Origin of the sequence: Flavobacterium algoris, from assembly GCF_048158525.1 — a bacterium.
GTDB classification, from domain to species: domain Bacteria; phylum Bacteroidota; class Bacteroidia; order Flavobacteriales; family Flavobacteriaceae; genus Flavobacterium; species Flavobacterium algoris.
This window is the reverse complement of the sequence record NZ_JBLNKT010000041.1, coordinates 1-21,088: the sequence shown is the minus strand read 5'-3', so window position 1 is coordinate 21,088 and position 21,088 is coordinate 1. Positions and strand designations below refer to the sequence as shown.

Annotated in this window: 15 protein-coding genes and 1 tRNA gene; 4 read left to right on the top strand and 12 right to left on the bottom strand. The window is 32.9% G+C overall.

What is annotated here, in order from left to right:
- Positions 1–5 precede the first annotated feature (5 nt).
- Positions 6–3,062 carry a TAT-variant-translocated molybdopterin oxidoreductase gene (locus ACM55I_RS15405; RefSeq protein ID WP_416847725.1) on the bottom strand — a complete coding sequence of 1,019 codons (3,057 nt, stop codon included), beginning with the start codon at positions 3,060–3,062 and terminating at the stop codon, positions 6–8.
- A gap of 29 nt (positions 3,063–3,091) precedes the next feature.
- Positions 3,092–4,426 (bottom strand): cytochrome c3 family protein, encoded by a 1,335-nt coding sequence (locus ACM55I_RS15400; protein WP_416847724.1) that lies wholly within the window; start codon positions 4,424–4,426, stop codon positions 3,092–3,094.
- Positions 4,427–4,643: 217 nt separating this feature from the next.
- Here ACM55I_RS15400 and ACM55I_RS15395 point away from each other — a divergent pair, with 217 nt between their 5' ends.
- Positions 4,644–5,033, top strand: coding sequence for an SPOR domain-containing protein (locus ACM55I_RS15395; protein WP_416847723.1), 390 nt, complete (start codon positions 4,644–4,646; stop codon positions 5,031–5,033).
- Positions 5,034–5,398: 365 nt separating this feature from the next.
- Here ACM55I_RS15395 and ACM55I_RS15390 read toward each other — a convergent pair whose 3' ends face one another.
- The 4 genes from ACM55I_RS15390 to rimP all read right to left on the bottom strand — a co-directional run bounded on the left by ACM55I_RS15390 (position 5,399) and on the right by rimP (position 11,313).
- A complete protein-coding gene (locus tag ACM55I_RS15390) occupies positions 5,399–6,502 on the bottom strand; it encodes a DUF6563 family protein (RefSeq protein WP_416847722.1) in 1,104 nt (367 codons plus the stop codon).
- 78 nt (positions 6,503–6,580) lie between these two features.
- Positions 6,581–9,469 (bottom strand): translation initiation factor IF-2, encoded by a 2,889-nt coding sequence (infB, locus tag ACM55I_RS15385; RefSeq protein ID WP_416847721.1) that lies wholly within the window; start codon positions 9,467–9,469, stop codon positions 6,581–6,583.
- Positions 9,470–9,581: 112 nt separating this feature from the next.
- Entirely contained in the window at positions 9,582–10,835 is a 1,254-nt protein-coding gene (gene nusA, locus ACM55I_RS15380) for a transcription termination factor NusA (protein ID WP_416847720.1), read from the bottom strand.
- A 13-nt stretch (positions 10,836–10,848) separates the two neighbouring features.
- Positions 10,849–11,313, bottom strand: a complete 465-nt coding sequence (gene rimP / locus ACM55I_RS15375; protein ID WP_039109423.1) for a ribosome assembly cofactor RimP — start codon at positions 11,311–11,313, stop codon at positions 10,849–10,851.
- A 175-nt stretch (positions 11,314–11,488) separates the two neighbouring features.
- Here rimP and ACM55I_RS15370 point away from each other — a divergent pair, with 175 nt between their 5' ends.
- Positions 11,489–12,313 carry a universal stress protein gene (locus ACM55I_RS15370; protein ID WP_416847719.1) on the top strand — a complete coding sequence of 275 codons (825 nt, stop codon included), beginning with the start codon at positions 11,489–11,491 and terminating at the stop codon, positions 12,311–12,313.
- Between the two features lie 113 nt (positions 12,314–12,426).
- Here the strand turns inward: ACM55I_RS15370 and ACM55I_RS15365 are convergent.
- A tRNA-Gln gene (locus tag ACM55I_RS15365) sits at positions 12,427–12,497 on the bottom strand.
- Positions 12,498–12,749: 252 nt separating this feature from the next.
- Here ACM55I_RS15365 and ACM55I_RS15360 point away from each other — a divergent pair.
- Both ACM55I_RS15360 and ACM55I_RS15355 read left to right on the top strand, forming a co-directional pair.
- Entirely contained in the window at positions 12,750–16,025 is a 3,276-nt protein-coding gene (locus ACM55I_RS15360; protein ID WP_416847718.1) for a glycosyltransferase family 117 protein, read from the top strand.
- Positions 16,026–16,107: 82 nt separating this feature from the next.
- Complete coding sequence (locus ACM55I_RS15355; RefSeq protein ID WP_416847717.1) at positions 16,108–16,749, top strand: polysaccharide deacetylase family protein; 642 nt, start codon at positions 16,108–16,110, stop codon at positions 16,747–16,749.
- A gap of 6 nt (positions 16,750–16,755) precedes the next feature.
- On the opposite strand, the gene ACM55I_RS15350 is transcribed toward ACM55I_RS15355, so the two are convergent.
- The 5 genes from ACM55I_RS15350 to ACM55I_RS15330 all read right to left on the bottom strand — a co-directional run bounded on the left by ACM55I_RS15350 (position 16,756) and on the right by ACM55I_RS15330 (position 20,889).
- Entirely contained in the window at positions 16,756–17,052 is a 297-nt protein-coding gene (locus ACM55I_RS15350) for a thioredoxin family protein (protein ID WP_039108730.1), read from the bottom strand.
- Between the two features lie 73 nt (positions 17,053–17,125).
- Positions 17,126–18,361, bottom strand: a complete 1,236-nt coding sequence (locus tag ACM55I_RS15345; RefSeq protein ID WP_416847716.1) for a metallophosphoesterase — start codon at positions 18,359–18,361, stop codon at positions 17,126–17,128.
- Positions 18,362–18,588: 227 nt separating this feature from the next.
- The gene (locus tag ACM55I_RS15340; protein WP_416847715.1) at positions 18,589–18,768 is read right to left on the bottom strand and encodes a hypothetical protein; all 180 of its coding nucleotides are present in this window, start codon (positions 18,766–18,768) and stop codon (positions 18,589–18,591) included.
- Between the two features lie 101 nt (positions 18,769–18,869).
- Positions 18,870–20,207 (bottom strand): sensor histidine kinase, encoded by a 1,338-nt coding sequence (locus ACM55I_RS15335; RefSeq protein ID WP_416847714.1) that lies wholly within the window; start codon positions 20,205–20,207, stop codon positions 18,870–18,872.
- Between the two features lie 7 nt (positions 20,208–20,214).
- Positions 20,215–20,889 (bottom strand): response regulator transcription factor, encoded by a 675-nt coding sequence (locus tag ACM55I_RS15330; protein ID WP_416847713.1) that lies wholly within the window; start codon positions 20,887–20,889, stop codon positions 20,215–20,217.
- Positions 20,890–21,088 lie beyond the last annotated feature (199 nt).

The following is a 21,088-nucleotide window of genomic DNA, read 5'->3' as shown; positions in this document are numbered from 1 at the left end:
TTGTACTAGGTATTTCTAACTTTAACATGATAAATCACATTTGGTTTTGTTCCAACATGCTCTAATAAATGATACATTCTTTCGTCTTCAGCCAGTTTAGTAACTTTAGATTCTTTATCATTCACATCTCCAAAAATCATTGCTCCAGTAGAACAAGCATTTGAACAAGCCGTTTGGAATTCACCATCAACGATTACTCTTCCTTCTCTTTTTGCATTTAAAATTGTTGCTTGTGTCATTTGAATACACATTGAACATTTTTCCATAACTCCACGAGAACGAACATTTACGTCTGGGTTTAATACCATACGTCCTAAATCGTCATTCATATGATAATCGAATTCACTGTTTTTGTTATACAAGAACCAGTTAAAACGACGCACTTTATAAGGACAGTTGTTCGCACAGTAACGCGTACCAACACATCTGTTATAAGCCATTTGATTTTGACCCTGACGTCCATGAGATGTTGCAGCAACTGGACAAACAGTTTCACAAGGCGCATGATTACAGTGTTGACACATTACCGGTTGGAAAGAAACCTGAGGATTATCTCCTGCTTTTTCCATTTCATTAAATGTAGATAATGAACTTGATAAACCTGCAATATTTTCTTTTCTTTCGTTATCTCCTGCAAATGTACTTTCAGAAGAATAATACCTGTCAATACGCAACCAGTGCATATCACGACTTCTTCTAATTTCAGCTTTCCCAACAACTGGAACGTTGTTTTCTGCATGACAAGCAATTACACAAGCACCACAACCAGTACAAGCATTCAAATCGATAGAAAGATTAAAGTGATGTCCTGTAGTACGATCAAATGAATCCCATAAATCTACTTTTGTAGCTTCAACTTCTTTGTGATCCAAAGATACCATTGGTTGTTCATTCCAGAACTCAGAATCTTTAGTATTAAAAATTTCTAAAGTGGTTTCTTTAATAATATCACCTCTTCCCATCAAAGTTTTTTGACCTTGAACACAAGCAAATTCATGTTCTCCGTCAGCCTTAACCAATGTTACAGATTGAACATTATTAAAACCTTTATATAATGAGTAAGCATTTAAACCTACTTGCATTTCTTCTTTCAAAGCCGCTTTACGACCATAACCTAAAGCTAAACCAATTGTACCAACAGCTTGACCTGGCTGAACTATTACCGGTACATTTTCTAATTTCAAACCATCAGTAGTTGTAATAGTAGCATAACTACCATTCAAACCACCATTCGCTACAATTTCATTAGACAAAGCATATTTCTTAGCATCAGCATTCGAAACGGTCAAATAATTATCCCATGAAACTCTTGTCATTGGATCAGGCAATTCTTGCAACCAAGGATTGTTCGCTTGTTGACCATCTCCCAATCCAGTTTTTGTATACAAAACCAATTCGAATCCTTCAGAAGCTTTTGATTGCGCCAAAGCAATAGCTGCAGCACTATAATCAGCTGAAGATGCGGAAGAAGCCGGGATAGCTCCAACAAAAACACCATCATGCAACACTTTATTCCAAGTCGAACCCGAAACAATTCCTGAAGCATTTCCTTTTAAATAATCGTAAAAAGTTCCACCAGCACCATTCAAAGACAATAAAACATCTTGAAATTGTTTGGTATTAAATAAAGGACGAATCGTTGGCTGAGTAACACTGTAAGTCCCTTTTGTCAAACTTAAATCACCCCATGACTCTAAATAATGTGGAGCCGGAGCAGCGATAGTAGCAAGCAAAGCAGTTTCATCTTCTTTTAAAGAAAAAGTAACTGAGGTTTTAACTTTTTTCAAACCTTCCACAAATGATTTACTATCTGCTAAAGTATAAACAGGATTAACACCACTCATAATCAAAGTATGAATACTTCCCGCTTTCATTTCATTAACTAATTGAGTAACTTTCTCGTTTGATCCTTTTCTTATTTGTCTTGTTCCTGAAGTACTAAAAGCTTCGCTTGCCAATACTTGATTGATAGCCAAAACTAATAATTGAGCATTTTTATCTTGAATACCTGAAACTAAAACTCCTTTTGAACCAGCAGCTTTTAATTGCTGAGCAGCTTTATTAACTTCAGATTTAAACTTATCGTCTAAACTAACTGCTACAGATGAGCCAGTTATAACATTATATATATGAATTAATGCTTGTTTTTGATTTGCAGTAGACATGGCCAAACGCTTATCAGCAGCAGCACCAGACAAAGTCATATTTGATTCTAATTGAAAATGACGAGACATTTTTCCATTTTTTGGAATTCTGCCTTGCGCATAACCCGAGTCATACCCACCACCTTGCCAGTCTCCAAGGAAATCTGCACCAACAGAAACTATTAGAGATGCTTTTGAGAAATCGTAATCAACCAATGCTCTTTCACCATAAACTGCTTCAAAAGCATCTAAAGCTTCAGAAGAAGAGACAGCATCATAAACAACATGTTTAGCATTTGGATTTTTACCAACAAATTCAGCAATCAACTTTTCAGTTGATGGACTTGCCAATGTATTGGTTAAAAGTACAATTTGACCGCCTTTTGCATTTGCATCAACTAAACTTGACTTAATTTTAGAATCAACAGCAGACCAAGTTGAGTTTTTACCTTCAATTTTTGGTTCTTTCAAACGCATGCTGTCATATAATGACAATATAGAGGCATGAATTCTGGCATTAGCACTAAATTTTGCCCCAGCAATAGTATTATTATCTATTTTAATAGGACGCCCTTCACGTGTTTTTACCAAAAGATTTGCAAAATCGAAACCATCAAAAACCGAGGTTGCATAATAATCTGCTACTCCAGGAATGATTTGTTCTGGCTGAAGCACATAAGGTATCGACTTGTGAACAGGACCTTCGCAAGCTGCAAGCGTAGCTGCCGCAGTACTAAACCCAACGTACTTTAAAAAATCACGACGTGTTGTTGACGAAGATGACAAAGCATCATTATTTCCTAAAAATTCATCAGTAGGAATTTCTTCAACAAATTCGTTATTTCTAAGCGCCTCAACAATAGAACTATTTTTGTCTAGTTCTTCAACACTTTTCCAGTATTTTTTGTTTGATGACATATATAAATATTAAAATCTTAATAATTTGATTAATAGTGGCATTTTCCGCATTCTAAACCTCCCATTTGCGCCGCAGTCAATTTGTCTACACCGTATTTCTTAGAAAGTTCCTCATGAATTTTTGTGTAATAATCATTGCCTTCCATTTTAACTTCTGTTTTTCTATGGCAATTAATACACCATCCCATTGTAAGAGGAGAAAATTGCTTCATAATTTCATAAGTCTGAACTGGACCATGACAAGTTTGGCATTCTATCCCTGCTACGGTAACGTGTTGCGAGTGATTAAAATAAACAAAATCAGGCAAATTATGAATACGAATCCATTTAACCGGCTCTGTTTTACCAGTGTATTTTTGAGTAGATTGATCCCAACCAACAGCTTTATATAATTTTTGAATTTCTCCGTCATAAAAAGCCTTAGTATGATCTGGAGTAGCAGTAGTATCAGAAACTTCAGCAATGTTTTTATGACAATTCATACAAACATTTAAAGAAGGAATTCCCGAATTCTTACTCACCCTAGCTGAAGAGTGACAATATTTACAATTTATCCCATTACTACCAGCATGTATTCTGTGAGAATAATGAATTGGCTGAATCGGCTCGTAATTTTGATCAACACCTACTTGCATTAAGAAAGCATACACAAAATAAGCCCCAGACAATAACAAAAAGATAGAAGTTACCAATACTAAAAATTGATTTCTAGCAAATGCTTTCCAAATTGGAGTAGTTGGAGTTTTTGGAGTTACTTCAATGCCATTAGCCTTAGCAACTTTAGTCAGAACATTATTTACTAAAAACAACATAACAACCAATATAGCCATAACTAAACCAAGAGCACCTAATATAATGTTATTAGACAAACCGTTTTCAGCAGCAGAAGCACCTGGAACCGCAGCAGCACCAGCCGTAACCGGAGCCTCAGCTTTTGGCTCTGACGTATAAGCTATAATATTATCAATATCTGTCGTTGCTAATTGAGGAAAAGCAGTCATTACAGATTTGTTGTTTTCTTCAAAAAGCTTTACAGCATTTGCATCACCTGACTTGATTAAATCAGAACTATTGTGAACCCACTTGTAAATCCACGCCATTTCATGTTTTGCAGCAACACCTCGTAGCATAGGACCAGTTGCCTTCGCATCTAGTTTGTGACATGCAGCGCAATTTGCATTAAAAAGCTCTTTTCCTTTTACAGGATCACCACCTTGACTTGCAACAGCCACATCTGGTGTCGTAGCTGGCACGGCTGCAGGAGCCGCTGTTTGCGCAAATAAATTTAGGGAGAAAATTAGCGTTAGCCCTAAGCCTAAATATAATTTCCTTGAGATCGAATTATGGTTACCCACCTTTTTCATATTATAAATGATTATCTACTAAAATTGGTACGATTTTTTCTATTAACAATATTAGAAAAAACTAATACATTCTTTTAAAACTTGCACAAAAATACGACTTAAGAACTATTCTCAAAACCTTAAAATAGTCTTAAATTCAATTTATATTAATTCTAAATAATATTTATTATTTCGTTTCATTCATTAAATAGTATTTTTGCATAAAAACTATCACATTATGAGAATTTTAACACCCCAAAAAGCTTTTTTTTACGCTGTCACTTTGTGCCTTACTAGTAGTTATATAAATGCGCAAGATCAAAATATCATGGTAAATCAAGACTCTAAATTTGAACAATTACTAAATGAAAAAAGAAAAACAAACATTTCTAACACTGTAAATGACCGATATAAAGTACAAATATTTAGCGGCGATAGCGAAAAAGCGAAAAACACATTAAACGAATTCAAGCAAGAATTTGGTGATATGGACGGAACAATCGTATTCAATACTCCAAATTATAAAGTTTGGGTTGGAAATTTTAAAACTCGTATTGAAGCAGAACGTAATTTGATTGACATTAGAAAAAAATACAAAAATGTATTTTTGATAAAGCCGAATAAATAAAAGATTAGCGTTAATCTGTCGAAATAATTACTTTTTACATAAGAAAGCCACTCATTACGAATGGCTTTTTTCTTTTTATCTTATATTAAATACTCCTTTTTGTGAGCTTATAAAAACCTTATTATCGAACCATTAATATATCAGCATAATAGAATACTTTAATGTCGATAACTTTATATTTCTAAGATTTTGATTTTAGAAAAAAAAAAATATATATAAAAAAACAGTAGTTCCCTTCTTTAAAACAACTGCTTTTTATTATCCGAACTGCAAACACTACAATTTGTCTTTAAATTTAAGCATGTAATCAACACAGTCAAGCAGCAGAAAACGTATACAAAAGAGTCTAGCTAAAGTCTTTTGTATTATTGAACTACGGTTTCTTGGTAATATCTTTTAAGGATAGCTTTTATATCTTCACTGCTTTTCTTGCTGCTTTTAAAGTCTTTCAAAAGTGTTGGATAAGGAACCAACATTACCTTCATTTCATTATTTGACAAAAAAGAAGGCTGTCCCGAATAACAATCAATAAGCATCGGCACTGATGAGCTATTTGCCGCAGAAGAAGCAATTGCAACACCAATCAACCCAAACATCGCCCCCATAGCAATGGCATTATTAGGGTTATAAACTACATTTTCTATATAATATTTATTGCCAATTATCTCAGTTTTAGCATAATATTTTGCACTTGCATACTTTGAGACATTTATATAAAAAATTTTTCCATCACTGAATCCGTAATAATTCAGCACTTCAGAATTAGTGGTTTTATTAAGCAAATAAAATCTTTCATTTTTGTTTACAATTTCAAAATCACTATCGTCTAGTGGCATATCGTTTAAAACATCGGCATAGGTCAAATAAATACCCTTGGGCGAAATCGCAGTTATCGTTTTACTTTTAATATTTTGATCAGCAGAAAAAACTATAGAAGCCTTATCATTATCGCTTGTTTTAATATAATTTGTAAAACACTCCTGCAAAACTTTTTTCAATCTTTCATCGTGTTTATTGGTAACATCCATACCATTACTTTCTGTGGAAGCGCTATATGTTCCAACGATATATTCAATGCCACCTTTAGATTCAATAACATCAATCATTAAAGTTGCATATCCTGTTTCAGACATTGCTCGAGTAAGTTCAGAAACATATAAGTCATTAATACGGATAGAAATTTTAGATTTGTTTTCTTGTTTTGGACAAATAACAGCGAGGTAATCAAAAAACTCTTCTGTTAAAGGTTTTTCAAAATCCGCTAAAACCTTTCGATTGAATCCTCCTTTTTGAACGGTTCCGATATTTTCTTTAAACTGTCTTCCATCGTAAACATTTTCAACATAGAAATTAAACACTGACGCTTTATCATTTTTGTCTTTTAGAGATATTTTATGATATTCCGTTTTATTCTGCGAAAACATTACAGTACTAACTGCAACAAAAAATAATGTAAGCAATTTATTCATGGATTTCATTTTTTAGTATACTATAAAAATAAAAAAATCCCGACAAAATCGGGATTTTAATTTTAAAATATTGAAATTTTATTTCAATTTCTTTTTGATCGCTACTTCATGGTACGATTCGATAACATCCCTTTCTTCGATGTCATTGTATCCTTTCACTTGAATACCACAATCGTATCCTTTAGCAACATCTCTAACATCATCTTTAAATCGCTTCAAAGCCAATAACTCTCCAGTAAAGACAACAACACCATCTCTGATGATTCTCATTTTGGCGTTTTTAACGATTTTACCATCCATAACCATACTTCCTGCAATAGAGCCAACTTTAGAAATTTTGAATATCTCTCTAATTTCCGCAGTACCCAGAATTTCTTCTTTCATTTCCGGAGCAAGCATTCCTTCCATCGCATCTTTCAAGTCATCGATAGCGGCGTAGATAATAGAATAGTAACGGATATCAATTTCTTCTTTGTCTGCTAATTGTCTTGCATTTCCAGCAGGACGAACATTAAATCCGATAATGATTGCATCCGAAGCTGAAGCCAACATAACGTCAGTTTCTGTAATTGCTCCAACACCTTTATGTATGATATTAATTTGAATTTCTTCAGTAGATAATTTAGAGAACGAATCTGACAACGCTTCAACAGAACCATCCACATCACCTTTAAGGATAATGTTCAATTCTTTAAATTGACCCAATGCAATTCTACGTCCAATTTCATCTAACGTAATATGTCTTTGTGTACGAACTGATTGCTCACGCATTAATTGAGAACGTTTTGAAGCAATTTGTTTCGCTTCTTTTTCATCTTCAAAAATATTGAACTTATCACCAGCTGTAGCTGCACCATCTAAACCAAGAACCGAAACCGGAGTCGAAGGACCTGCAACAGTAACGATATTTCCTCGCTCATCATGCATGGCTTTAATTTTACCATGATGCTTTCCGGCCAACATATAATCTCCAATTTTCAAAGTTCCATGTTGTACTAATATCGTAGAAACATATCCTTTTCCTTTGTCAAGGAAAGCTTCAACAACAGTTCCAGAAGCCGCTTTATTTGGATTCGATTTTAAATCTAAAAGTTCTGCTTCTAACAATACTTTTTCTAATAATTCTTTAACACCTGTTCCTACTTTTGCAGAAATATCATGAGATTGAATTTTTCCACCCCAATCTTCAACAAGTAAATTCATACCTGCTAATTTTTCTTTAATTTTTTCAGGATTGGCATTTGGCTTATCTACTTTATTGATAGCAAAAATAATTGGAACACCTGCTGCTTGAGCATGGCTAATCGCTTCTTTTGTTTGCGGCATGATGTCATCATCAGCTGCAATTACAATAATAGCGATATCCGTAACTTGAGCTCCACGCGCACGCATCGCTGTAAAAGCTTCGTGTCCTGGTGTATCTAAAAATGCAATTTTTTGACCATTATCTAAAGTTACCCCGTAGGCACCGATGTGTTGTGTAATTCCACCTGACTCACCAGCAATAACATTTTCTTTACGAATGTAATCCAGTAAAGATGTTTTACCGTGATCGACGTGACCCATTACAGTAACGATAGGCGCTCTAAAAACTAAATCTTCTTCTTTATCAGCAACCACTTGAATCGCTTCTTCGATATCTACCGTAATAAACTCCACTTCATAACCAAACTCATCGGCTACAATAGTCAATGTTTCAGCATCAAGACGTTGATTCATGGTAACCATTATTCCAAGTGACATACAAGTACCAATAACTTTAGTAATTGGCACATCCATCATAATGGCAATTTCACCTACAGTAACAAATTCCGTAACCTTAATAGTTTTACTTCCTTCGTCAATAGCTCTTTGCTCATCATCAGATTTCTGACGGTGCGTGTCTCTTTTATCTCTTCTATATTTAGCCGCTTTAGATTTACCACCTTTACCTTGTAGTTTTTCTAAAGTCTCTCTAATTTGATTTTTAACTTCCTCTTCCGTAGGCTCAACTTTTGCAACAATTGCAGGTCTGTTTCCTTTTACAAAACCAGGTCTGGCACTTCTATTTGCATTAAAACCACCACCACCTGTGTTAGGCGTGATTTTATTCGGATTTGGCGCTCCAGGAACTCCAGGAGTAGCAGGTGGCCTAGGAGCACCCGGCTTTGGAGCAATTCTTTTGCGTTTATTTTTATTAGCATTATTAGCTCCAATAGCTCCTGGCGCACCTGGTTTATTTGGAGTAATTTTAGGCTCTTCTTTTTTCTTTTTAGGCTTATTAAATTGAGACAAATCAATTATCTGACCTGTTAAAGTAGTACCTGATAACTTTTGATATTGAGTTGTTATCGTTTCATCAACCGGAGCCTCTTCAACTTTTTCAATTTTTACAGTTTCAGAAACAACCTCTTTTACAGGCTCTTTCTTTACTTCTTTTATTCCAACAATAGGTTTAACTTCTTTTTTGTCTGAAACAAGTTTATCTTGTGAAGGTTCTTTTTGAACTGGCTCTTTTTGAATAGCTTCTACAACAGCAGGTTTTTCAACTGGAACTGAAACTACAGGAGTCTCGATTTTTTCAACAACCTTAACAGGAGCAGGAACAACTATTGATTTTTTTGGATTGAGATCTATTTTTCCAACCTGAACAGGTCCAGCTAAAACAGCTCTCGCTTTTATAACTTCTTGTTGTTTTAGTCGTTCTTCGTCTTGCTTTCGCTTGTCTTCGATTTCTTTTTCTCGTTCCAAACGTAAAGCTTCTTTTTCTTTTCTTTTCTCTTCCCCTACTTCTTTTGAAGCCTCCTTATTCCCTTTGTCACCAGCAAACTGACCGCACAAGACATTGTATACATCATCAGAAATTTTTGCGTTTGGATTTGCTTCAATAGCAATCCCCTTATCTTTTAGATAATCCACAGCTCTTTCTAAAGAAATATTCAATTCCCTTAAAACTTTGTTTATTCTAATAATTCTCTCTTCAGACATAAAACCTTTTTATTATTACCTTTTTTGTTATTCCTCACTTTACTCCCAACTCGATACCTACCGAGCAAGAATTAATTGTAAAGTGGCATGTTTATCGTTGAAGACACATTGACTAACTGTCAAATTCTTCTTTCAATATTCTCATTACATCCAGAATAGTTTCCTCTTCTAGGTCTGTTCTTCTTATTAAATCTTCTACATCTTGTTTTAAGATACTTTTTGCAGTATCCAAACCAATTTTTGCAAATTCTTCAATAACCCAGTCTTCAATTTCATCTGAAAACTCAGTTAACTCAACATCATCCTCATCAGCTGTAGCACCTGCAACATCACCTTCACGAATAACGTCTAGCTCATAACCAGTCAGTAAACCCGCTAATTTAATGTTGTGTCCACCACGACCAATTGCTTTAGAAACTTCTTCAAGTTTCAAGAAAACCTCTGCTCTTTTTGTCTCTTCATTTATTTTAATCGAAGAAACTTTAGCAGGACTTAATGCTCTTGTTATAAACAATTGAATGTTACTGGTATAATTGATAACATCGATATTTTCATTTCCTAATTCACGAACAATTCCATGAATACGAGAACCTTTCATACCCACACAAGCTCCTACTGGATCAATTCTATCATCATAAGAATCTACGGCTACTTTTGCTTTTTCGCCTGGAATTCTTACCACTTTTTTCACCATGATTAATCCGTCAAATACTTCTGGGATTTCTTGTTCAAATAATTTTTCTAAAAACTTCTCAGAAGTTCTGGACATAATAATTTGAGGTTTATTTCCTTTCAATTCAACGCTTTCAATTATTCCCCTAACATTATCTCCTTTACGGAAAAAGTCAGAAGGTATTTGTTTTTCTTTTGGCAAAATAATCTCATTCCCTTCATCATCAACCAAAATCACTACTCTTGGACGTACATGGTGCACTTCAGCAGTATAGATATCACCTATTAAATCTTTAAATTGTTTGTAAAGATTTGTGTTATCATGTTCATGAATTTTAGAAATTAAATTCTGACGTAAAGCTAAAATTGCTCTTCTTCCTAAATCAATTAATTTCACTTCTTCGGAAACCTCTTCACCAATTTCGAAATCAGGTTCTATTTTTCTAGCTTCAGTCAAAGTAATTTCAAGATGATCAAAATCTAAATCTTCATCCGCAACGATTACTCTCCTCTGCCATATCTCCATATCTCCTTTATCAGGATTTATAATGATATCAAAATTATCATCTGAACCGTATTTTTTCTTCAATGCATTTCTAAATACATCTTCCAAAATTGCCATAAGCGTTACACGATCAATAAGTTTATCATCTTTAAACTCTGAGAATGAATCGATTAATGCTAAATTTTCCATGCGAATTCTTTAATTAAAATGTTACTGTAACAATTGCTTCTTTTATATCGGCGTAAGGTAGTTTTAGTTCTTTTTGAACCGTCTCTTTTCCTTTTCCTATTTTTTTAGGTTCTCTTGCTTTCCACGACAAAATTACAAAATCATCATTAGCTTCCACTAATTCTGCTTCAATTATTTCTGTACCAGTCTTCACAATCAATGTGCGCCCTATATTTTTCTTGTATTGTCTTACTAATTTCAATGGCGACCCAACCCCTACCGAAGCTACTTCTAAAGAGTAATCTTGTTCCTCGCGATCCAAGTTATTATCTATAAAACGACTCACATCGATGCAATCCTGAAGCGCTACTCCGTTATCGCCATCCAAATTCACAATAACCTTAAAAGCATCAGTGATAGTAAGGTCTATCAAAAAAATTGATGCCTTTTCTGAAAGGCATTCGGTCAATAACGTATTTACTTTTTCTTTAAATGTCATATTTTTATAAAAAGAGGGGACATTTAGTCCCCTCATTATCTAGATTTTAATAAATAACGGTGCAAATATAGTGTTTTTTTTATTAATTAAAAATAAACGGCAGCTGTTAAAATATTTCTTATCTTTAATACTGCATTAAAACAACTGTTTTTACATAATTTAATACGTATTGATTATGGAGCGAATTTTAGTACCAACCGATTTTTCAGAGCATGCTGAAGACGCATTAAAAGTTGCTGCACAAATTGCTAAAAAGAATAATTGCGAAATATTTTTACTTCACATGCTGGAGTTGCCAAGTCAAATGAGCGATGCTATTTCCGGAGGAAGCAGTATCCCTGAAGTAATGTTATTTATAAAAAAAGCAAACGAAACCTTCCAAAAAATCAAAGAACGACCCTATTTAAAAGGCATCTCAGTCAGCGAAACAGTACATTTCGAGAAAGCCTCAGACGACATACTATCATTCAGCAAAAAAAATAAAATCGATTTAATCATCATGGGATCTCATGGCTCATCAGGAATTGAAGAAATACTTATTGGATCCAACACCGAGAAAGTAGTTCGTCTTTCCGACATCCCTGTTTTAGTAATCAAAAAAGATATCGGTAAATTTGAAGCTAGAAATTTTGTTTTCGCTTCTGATTTTTCGCAAGAAATAAAAAAGCCTTTCAAAAAAATGATAGAATTCACTAAAATCTTTAATGCAAATTTATTTTTAGTAATGATTTGCACTCCTAACAGTTTCAAAACTACTTTAGTTTCCGAAAAAATAATGAAAGATTTCATTGCCGACTTTAATATCGAAAACTACTCCTTACATATTTTTAACGATGGCAATGTAGAAAAGGGAATTATTAATTTCTCAAATTCAATCAATGCTGATTTAATAGGTCTTTGCACACACGGCAGAACTGGACTAGCTCATTTTTTCAACGGAAGCATCAGTGAAGACTTGGTAAACCATACCATAAAACCAGTAATTACTTTTAAGATTTAATTTTTAATCCCCATCACGTCTTTAAATTAAATCTTAAAAACTACCTAAAGACCTCCATAAAAAAATATTTTTTTCCAAAAAAAAAGCCTCTCAAAAAATTGAGAGGCTTTACGTTGGTCTACAAGGACTCGAACCTTGAACGACTGCACCAAAAACAGTTGTGTTACCATTACACCATAGACCAGCATTGCTTTGCTATTGCTTAGCGAGTGCAAATTTAGAACAAATTTTAATTTGCACAAATTTTTTATCGCTTTTTATTGAAAATAATTTCCCCTAAGAACAGAAATAGCCTGTAAAATTTTCAAAAACACTAGAAACCAATCTATTAGTTTTTAATATTTGTTTTTTAGAAATTTTTGTTAATGCTCGCATCGTTACATAAAAAAACATTTTCTTTGTAACTCAAAATTTAACTACAATTTAGCACTGAAATATGGCAGCATTCAATTTCAATAAATGGAATACGATTATAGGTTGGTTTACATTTGGAATCGCATTAGTAACATACACACTCACCGTTGAGCCCACAATGAGTTTCTGGGATTGTGGAGAATATATTGCCACAGCTGCAAAATTAGAAGTTGGACATCCACCCGGAGCCCCTTTATTTCAAATGATGGGTGCCTTTTTTGCGCTGTTTGCCTCAGATGACAAACATATTGCTTTAATGGTTAATATGATGTCCGTTTTTTCAAGTGCCTTTACCATACTTTTTATGTATTGGTCATCTACAATGTTATTAAAAAAACTGATTTCTAGATTTTCTGAAAATGATAAAAACAATGATATTGTTGTTTTAGGTAGTGCCTTTGTAGGTGCATTAGCGTATACTTTTTCTGATAGTTTTTGGTTCAATGCTGTTGAAGCCGAAGTTTACGCCATGGCTTCTTTATTTATTGCTTTATTATTTTGGCTGGGTTTACGCTGGGAACAAGACATGGAAACACCAAGAGGAAACAAATGGCTATTGATCATTTCGTTAGTGGTTGGACTCTCATTTGGAGTGCATTTCATGGCTTTATTAACAATTCCAGCAATTGGTTTTCTTTATTTTTTCAAACATTACAAAGTTGTTACCATCAAAAACTTCATCATTGCAAATGTTGTTGTAATTGCCATATTACTATTTATATTCAAATTATTACTTCCATTAACAATGGCTTTCTTTGGAAAAACCGAAGTTTTTATGGTAAACGAAATGGGAATGCCATTTGATTCAGGAACTATTTTTGTTGCCTTGCTCTTCATTGCCTTCTTTTATTTTGGCTTAAAATACACCAAACAAAAAGGATTGGTATTTTACAACACTATAATCCTGTGCATATTGTTTATTTTAATAGGATTTTCCACTTGGATGATGTTACCTATCAGAGCGAATGCTAACACGGTAATTAACGAAAATAAGCCTTCGGATGCAGCAGAGGTCCTTGCCTATTACAATAGAGAACAATATGGTGTAAACCCATTATTTTACGGGTCTCAGTACACAGAAACTTTCGCAGGATTAGATAAAAAAAATCCTTATTTAGACAAAGCTCCAAACTACGAAAGAGACTACAAAACAGGCAAGTACCTTATTACAAATAATTTCAAAAATGCCGAACAAAATAGCGACGACAATCAAAAAACTATTTTACCTAGAATGTGGAGCACGGAACATGTTGCGAATTACATGAATTTCACAAATCCTCCACAATTTAAGATTAATCCAGATTATCCGTATGAAGATGACTTAGCAAAATACGGAATTGATCCAAGTAAATTAACCGAAGAAGAATACAACAAAGCCATTGCTCAGTTGAAAAATGAAGTCGAAAAAACAGTAACAGAATTCAGACAAGCTTATGCTCAAAAACAAATTGACAATGACGGCTATGTTTCATTCTTGAAAAGTTATGGCGATTATTTAATCATAGAAAAACCAACTACTGTTGACAATTTCAGCTTCATGTTCGAATATCAATTCGGCTACATGTACTGGAGGTATTTAATGTGGAATTTTGTTGGACGCCAAAGTGATGTTCAAGGAAAATACGACAACTTAGATGGGAATTGGATTAGTGGCATCAAATTTATTGATGATTTACATTTAGGTTCTCAAGATAATTTACCCTCAGATGTATTGAATAACAAGGGACGAAATGTCTATTTCTTTTTACCTTTCATTCTTGGTCTTATCGGTTTAATGTATCATGCAAATAAAGATTTAAAGAGTTTTTACGTCTTGTTAGCATTATTTTTATTCACAGGAATAGCGTTGAAAATTTACTTAAACGAAAGACCTTTTGAACCCCGCGAAAGAGATTATGCGTTAGTGGGCTCCTTCTATGTATTTGCTATCTGGATAGGATTTGGTGTCTATGCGCTATACGAAAGTGCACAAAAATATTTAGCACCAAAAATAGCCGGCCCATTACTTATAGCATCCTGTCTATTAGCAGCTCCTGTACTTATGGCAACTCAAAACTGGGATGACCACGATCGTTCTAATAGATATACCGCTGTTGCTATGGCAAAAGCATATTTAAATTCATGCGATAAAGATGCAATATTATTTACTATTGGCGACAATGATACATTCCCACTTTGGTATGCTCAAGAAATAGAAAAGGTGAGAACCGATGTAAAAATAGTAAACACGAGTCTTTTCATGACGGATTGGTATATTGATCAAATGAAAACTAAAACATACGAGTCAGATCCATTGCCTATTTCATTTGTCCATGACGAATATGTAGGTGACAAACTGGATTACGTAGCGCATATTCCAAAAGTAGAAACTAGATGGGAAATAAAAGATTTTATCAATTTTATTAAAAATCCAAAATCTACTGTTGAAATGCAAAATGGCCAAACCATTCATTTTTATCCAACCAATAAAATACGAATTCCTATTGACAAAAACACTATTATCAACAACAAGGTTGTTTCTGCAAAATACAACGACTCCATCGTTCCTTATATAGACATTGACATCAAAGGAAATGCACTATACAAAAACAGATTGATGATGCTTGATATAGTAGCTAATAACAACTGGAAAAGACCTATTTATTTTAGTGGTGGTGCCTTTGATGATGAGGATTATATCTGGATGAAAAATTATCTTCAATTAGACGGGATGGTTTATAAATTAGTCCCCATAAGAACCAAACTGAATAAAGATGATAATCAGATGGAAATGGGACAAATTGATGCTGATAAAATGTACACAAACGTTATGAAATGGGATTGGGGAAATAGCGAAAGTCCAACTATTTATCATGATCCAGAAACCCGAAGAAATAGTATCACGTACCGAATGAATCTTGCTCGATTGATGAATCAATTAATTGCAGAAGGAAAGAATAGCAAGGCTAAAAACATTATCGATTTGGCCATGACAAAAATGCCTTTGGACAAATTCGGGTATTATTCCTTGGTTGAACCATTTGCAAAAGGATATTATGATATTGGAGAAAAAGCAAAAGCACAGGAACTTCTTGAAAAACTAATGACTAAATACAAAGAAAACCTGAATTATTATATCAATCTTACACCTGTTGATCAAACCAGTATTGCAATTGATATTATAACTGACATTGAGCGCTACAGAGGCTTACTACACGTAATGAAAGAAAGTGGCGACTCTGTTTTTTACAATAAAAACAAAGTAATATTTAACACCTATATTAAAATGTTTGAACGTTTTGGTCGTGAGAAAGAATAACATTAAATAAGAATAAGACAATCATAAACTATAGCGATATTGAAAAATGTCGCTATTTTTTTTTACTTTTAAATAAAAAAAAATGAAACTTCATTGGATAAAAACGAGTTGGATTATAAAAAAATTATTTTCAAATTACGTTTGGGACTTACCCAATACTGGAAATAAAGTTTACCTCAGCTTTGACGATGGCCCTATTCCGGAAATCACTGAATGGGTTTTGGAAGAATTAAAAATACACAAAGCAAAAGCAACTTTTTTTTGTATTGGAGATAACATTGAAAAACATCCCGAAATATTCAAAAAAGTAATTAATGAAGGTCACGCAATTGGGAATCATACATTCAATCACTTAAATGGCTGGAAAACGACAACTGAAGGATACATAGAAAATTTCATGCGATGTGAAAAAAGCATTCAAAAATTCGCAATCAACCTAAAACCCAAACTCTTCCGTCCGCCATATGGAAAGATAAAAATATCCCAATCTAAACAAATACGAAAACTAGGCTACAAAATAATAATGTGGGATGTCCTAAGCGGAGATTTTGACCAAAACCTACCTAAAGAAGAATGTTTAGAAAACGTACTGTCAAATATAGAATCAGGAAGCATAATTGTTTTTCATGACAGCGTAAAAGCTTTCAAAAACTTAGAATATGTACTTCCAAAGACTTTGACCTATCTAGAGAAAAATAATTTTATTTGTGATATTATAGAATAAAAATTATTAAAATTGTTCTTGAACAATACTAATAATAGTGTTGGCGTCTAACTCTCCAGATTGTCTCCAGATCATTAACCCTTCTTTATAAATCATAAGTGTAGGAAGACCTTTTATTCGGAGTGCTTCGGCTAATTCTTGATTTTTATCAACGTCAATTTTAATCACTTTGGCCTTATCACCAAGAGCAGCAGCAACATCTCTAATTACAGGATGCATTGAAACAGAAGATTCGTTCCAATCCGTATAAAAATCAATCAACACAGGAATTTGTGTATTTATAAGTTCTCCAAATTTTGACATAAAAGCAAAAATTTAATTTTCTAAATTTACTAAAAAAAGATAATTATTCTACAAATGTAACATTTTAAACGAATTAAGCCACATCCTTGCCTTTTTTTAGTTCAATGACAGTAATTTCAGGCATTATTCCGACTCTTCCTGGATAAGCATGAAAGCCAAACCCTCTATTCACATAGACATATCGACCTACATTTTCATACAAACCGGCCCATTGTGTGTAAACATATTGCGCTAAACTCCATTTGAAATAACCTGGAATTTCAATCCCAAATTGCATTCCATGTGTGTGCCCAGACAATGTAAGGTGGAAGTTTTTCTCATGATGTTGCACTTCGTAATCCCAATGTGATGGATCATGACTCATCAAAATTTTAAAATCTTCTTTATTTACATGCTCAGATGCTTTGTTAATATCGCCCGCTTTCTTAAAATTTTGTCCCCAGTTTTCCACACCAATTAATGCAATTTTATCATTCCCTTTTTCTATAAAAGTATGTTCATTCAACATTAATTTGAAACCAATTTGTCCGTATAGATTTTTTATATCTTGAAAATTTTTCTCCTTAGCCGCCTCAGATGGCCAAGTTACATACTCGCCATAATCGTGATTTCCTAAAACCGAATATTTCCCATATTCGTGTTTTTTTATTCGGTTGAATGTTTCAATCCAGGGATGCATTTCTTTGGCATCAGTATTTACAATATCTCCGGTAAACAAAATCATATCTGAATTTTGCTCATTTACTAAATCTATCGCGTAATTTATTTTTTCAGGATTATCAAAGCTTCCACTATGAACATCAGATATTTGAGTAATAGTAAAACCATCGAAAGCATCTGGCAAATCAGGAAAGAAGATTCGTTGTTTAATAACCTTATAATTGTACTTACCAACTGTCACACCATATATTAAAGACAAAAAAGGAACTGCTGCCAATCCTAATCCAATCTGACTTACAAATTTTCTTCTGGAAGCTAAAAAAGTTATATTGTCATTGTTCTCAATAAAATAATTTACTGATCCGGCTCCAATTCTAAAGATATCTTCTCCAAGTAATACAAGCGCTAAAACCATTTTTGGAACATACACTAGAAGCACTAAACCCATAGTAAACATTGTTTGTTTAGTTTGTCCTACAGAACGGTCAAATTGCATGAAAGAATAAATAATGAATACTAATAATAGTAAACTAATAATCTGGTAGGAGACCAAAACCCATTTTACCTTTATTAAGGTTCGTAATGCTTGAAATGCATAAAGCTCAATAATAAGAAGGACTATACATAATAATAGTATGCGAAGAATCATTTTATAATATTTTATACAAAATAACAAATTAAGAAAATACTTTTAGTTTTTATTAATCAAAATTTAACTAAAATCGTACCAAATACATTACAACAACCCTTTTTTTATAAAAAAAGCTGATAAATTTCTTTATCAGCCTCTTTTTTCAATTAAACCCTATTTATTTTACTAACTACCTTTTATAATTTATTTAAACAATTTTACGAAAGTAAAATAAGAGTAATTAATTATTTTTTGGCTTTAGTTGCTTCCATTTTAGCAGGTTCAGCTTTAGCAGCTTCTACTTTTTTAGCTTTTTTAGCAGCTTTAACTTCTTTAGCAGGAGCTGTTTTTGCCGGAGCAGTTTGAGCGTTTACCATTACTGTAGTTCCTAAAACCATTGCAGCTAACATCAATACTTTTTTCATAATTGTGAATTTTATTATTAATAATTTGATTTATTTATAGATCAAATGTATTACTGTTAAATGAAGATTTAATGAAGATTTCGCTCTCTGGTAAATTTTAACTATTTATTAAGTTTTTCATTATTCGGAAAACGCAAACGAAATGTTGTTCCTTCGTCTAGTTTTGAAGTAACTTCGATTATTATATGATGAAAAAGAGCAATACTGTCAGCAATGGCGAGTCCTAAACCATTCCCTTCTTCATTAGCATCAATTCTTGAAAATCTATTGAATATCTGATCTATTTGGTTTTCATTCATTCCAATTCCAGTATCAGAAACTGACAGAAAATAATTGGAGTCTAAAAATCCATCTATAATGATAATGCTTCCATTTTTTTTATTGTATTTAATGGCATTGACCATCAAATTATATAAAAGAATATGAATTAGGGTTTTATTCCCAATAAACTGAAAATCATATTGAAGATTCATCGTGAAAGTCAATTCCTTTTCATCCATACGATCTTTCAAATCTTCATGCAAATCAGTAAGTAATTCGCCTAGATTTATAGTTTCATTAGACTCGTATTGATGGTTTTCAATCCTTGAAATAAGCAATAAATTATTGATTACTCTCTTGAGCATATCTAACGTTTTTAGAGAACTGGCAATTTTATCAATAGCACTATCGTTTAATGAATCATTCTGAAGTAAATTTTCAAATTTATTTTTTAGTAATGCAATTGGGGTCAAAAGCTCATGAGAAACATTGGCAATAAATTGTTTTTCTTTCTTGAAAAGTTCGCTTATTCGATTCATCATTTGGTTTAAAACCATATCCAATTCCTGAAAATCTGCAGAATGGGAGTTTATTGGTGTATGATCAAAAGTATCTGGTTCATTTATCCGACGAATTTTAGTATCGATAATTTTATAGAAAGGCTTCAAAAGATATTCTATATAAAAAATATCCATCAAAAAAGTAACTAATAGAATAATAACAAGCACAATTAAAACAAAAAATCGAATTGTAAAAGTTAATTCTTCAACTTCGCTCAGGCTACTGCCTATTTCAAGCTGATAGCGTGTTTTCTCATAAAGAAATTGATATTGTAAAATCCTGTAATCGCTTTTTTCTTCCTCAATTATTCGAGGCTCATTGATAAAAACCGTTTTATCTACTTCGGAATTTATTGGCAACCTGGATAATTGCAGAAATTCACTATGTAATGTAGAAAAGCTTGCGTAGGTTTCCGTTGAGTCATTTCTAACAATGAAATCATTGATTTCCTTTTTATCTAAATGTTCAATAAACTTCTGCTTTTTTTCTAATAAACTTTTATTAATATGTTTATAAACCACTTTTTCAACTAAAACAGGTAACATCATCCATAAAACCAAAATTACAAGCAATCTGGTTATAGCATTGAAGATGGTTAATTGGTGTTTTATTTTCATAAATAATTTAATCGTTTATCCTATAACCAACACTTCTTACGGTTTCAAACCATTCAATAGCAGCGTATTTTTCTAGTTTCTTACGCAAGTTTCGTACATGCACATCGATAAAATTCGAATCAGAATTAACCTCCAGAATGTCACCCCAAATATGTTCCGTTAATTGTAATCTAGTAATAACTCGGTTTTTATTTAGTACCAAATATTGAAATATATCAAATTCTTTTTTGGTCAGTTTAACTGGAATTCCATCACAATGCACTTTATAATCTTGAAGTTGCAAACTAAAGTCATGAATGTCTAAATCATTAACAACAAAACCATGTATGCGCCTAATGATAGCAAATAAACGTGCTCCCAACTCTGTTAAAGCAAAAGGTTTAGTAAGATAATCGTCTGCCCCAAGCTGTAATCCATTAATTCTATCATCGAGTTCGCCACGAGCTGTAAGTATTATGACAGCCATTTTAGATTGTATTTTCCGAACCGTTTTTAAAATCTCAAACCCACTTCCATCGGGCAATCCAAGATCCAATAACATAATATCATAATCATTGCTGTTAATTTCCTCTAATCCTGTGACACAGTTTTTAGCAATTTTACAAACATAGCCACTCGTAGAAAGAAAATCTTTCAACTCAATAGCTAATTCAGCATTATCTTCAACGATAAGAATATTCATAAATGATTTGTGTAGTAAAACTATTCAAAGTAACAACTAATGTAAATGTAACTATTTTAATAGTTATAAATTTAACTGAAAGTTGTCTAGTCCTGAAAAAACGATACAGGATTAATAAAAAATAAAAGTACAATTTTTAAACAGTAGTAAGCTCCGGTTTACTACTGTTTTTTGTTTTATAGGTTCTCATTTTAATTAT

What these genes read in the sequence shown, in the direction of transcription:
- ACM55I_RS15355 (WP_416847717.1), top strand. Translation starts at nt 16,108, where the DNA reads ATGAAACTTCATTGGATAAAAACGAGTTGGATTATAAAAAAATTATTT.
- ACM55I_RS15395 (WP_416847723.1), top strand. Translation starts at nt 4,644, where the DNA reads ATGAGAATTTTAACACCCCAAAAAGCTTTTTTTTACGCTGTCACTTTG.
- ACM55I_RS15335 (WP_416847714.1), bottom strand. Translation starts at nt 20,207, where the DNA reads ATGAAAATAAAACACCAATTAACCATCTTCAATGCTATAACCAGATTG.
- nusA (WP_416847720.1), bottom strand. Translation starts at nt 10,835, where the DNA reads ATGGAAAATTTAGCATTAATCGATTCATTCTCAGAGTTTAAAGATGAT.
- ACM55I_RS15405 (WP_416847725.1), bottom strand. Translation starts at nt 3,062, where the DNA reads ATGTCATCAAACAAAAAATACTGGAAAAGTGTTGAAGAACTAGACAAA.
- ACM55I_RS15340 (WP_416847715.1), bottom strand. Translation starts at nt 18,768, where the DNA reads ATGAAAAAAGTATTGATGTTAGCTGCAATGGTTTTAGGAACTACAGTA.
- ACM55I_RS15345 (WP_416847716.1), bottom strand. Translation starts at nt 18,361, where the DNA reads ATGATTCTTCGCATACTATTATTATGTATAGTCCTTCTTATTATTGAG.
- ACM55I_RS15370 (WP_416847719.1), top strand. Translation starts at nt 11,489, where the DNA reads ATGGAGCGAATTTTAGTACCAACCGATTTTTCAGAGCATGCTGAAGAC.
- ACM55I_RS15390 (WP_416847722.1), bottom strand. Translation starts at nt 6,502, where the DNA reads ATGAATAAATTGCTTACATTATTTTTTGTTGCAGTTAGTACTGTAATG.
- ACM55I_RS15400 (WP_416847724.1), bottom strand. Translation starts at nt 4,426, where the DNA reads ATGAAAAAGGTGGGTAACCATAATTCGATCTCAAGGAAATTATATTTA.
- ACM55I_RS15330 (WP_416847713.1), bottom strand. Translation starts at nt 20,889, where the DNA reads ATGAATATTCTTATCGTTGAAGATAATGCTGAATTAGCTATTGAGTTG.
- ACM55I_RS15350 (WP_039108730.1), bottom strand. Translation starts at nt 17,052, where the DNA reads ATGTCAAAATTTGGAGAACTTATAAATACACAAATTCCTGTGTTGATT.
- rimP (WP_039109423.1), bottom strand. Translation starts at nt 11,313, where the DNA reads ATGACATTTAAAGAAAAAGTAAATACGTTATTGACCGAATGCCTTTCA.
- infB (WP_416847721.1), bottom strand. Translation starts at nt 9,469, where the DNA reads ATGTCTGAAGAGAGAATTATTAGAATAAACAAAGTTTTAAGGGAATTG.
- ACM55I_RS15360 (WP_416847718.1), top strand. Translation starts at nt 12,750, where the DNA reads ATGGCAGCATTCAATTTCAATAAATGGAATACGATTATAGGTTGGTTT.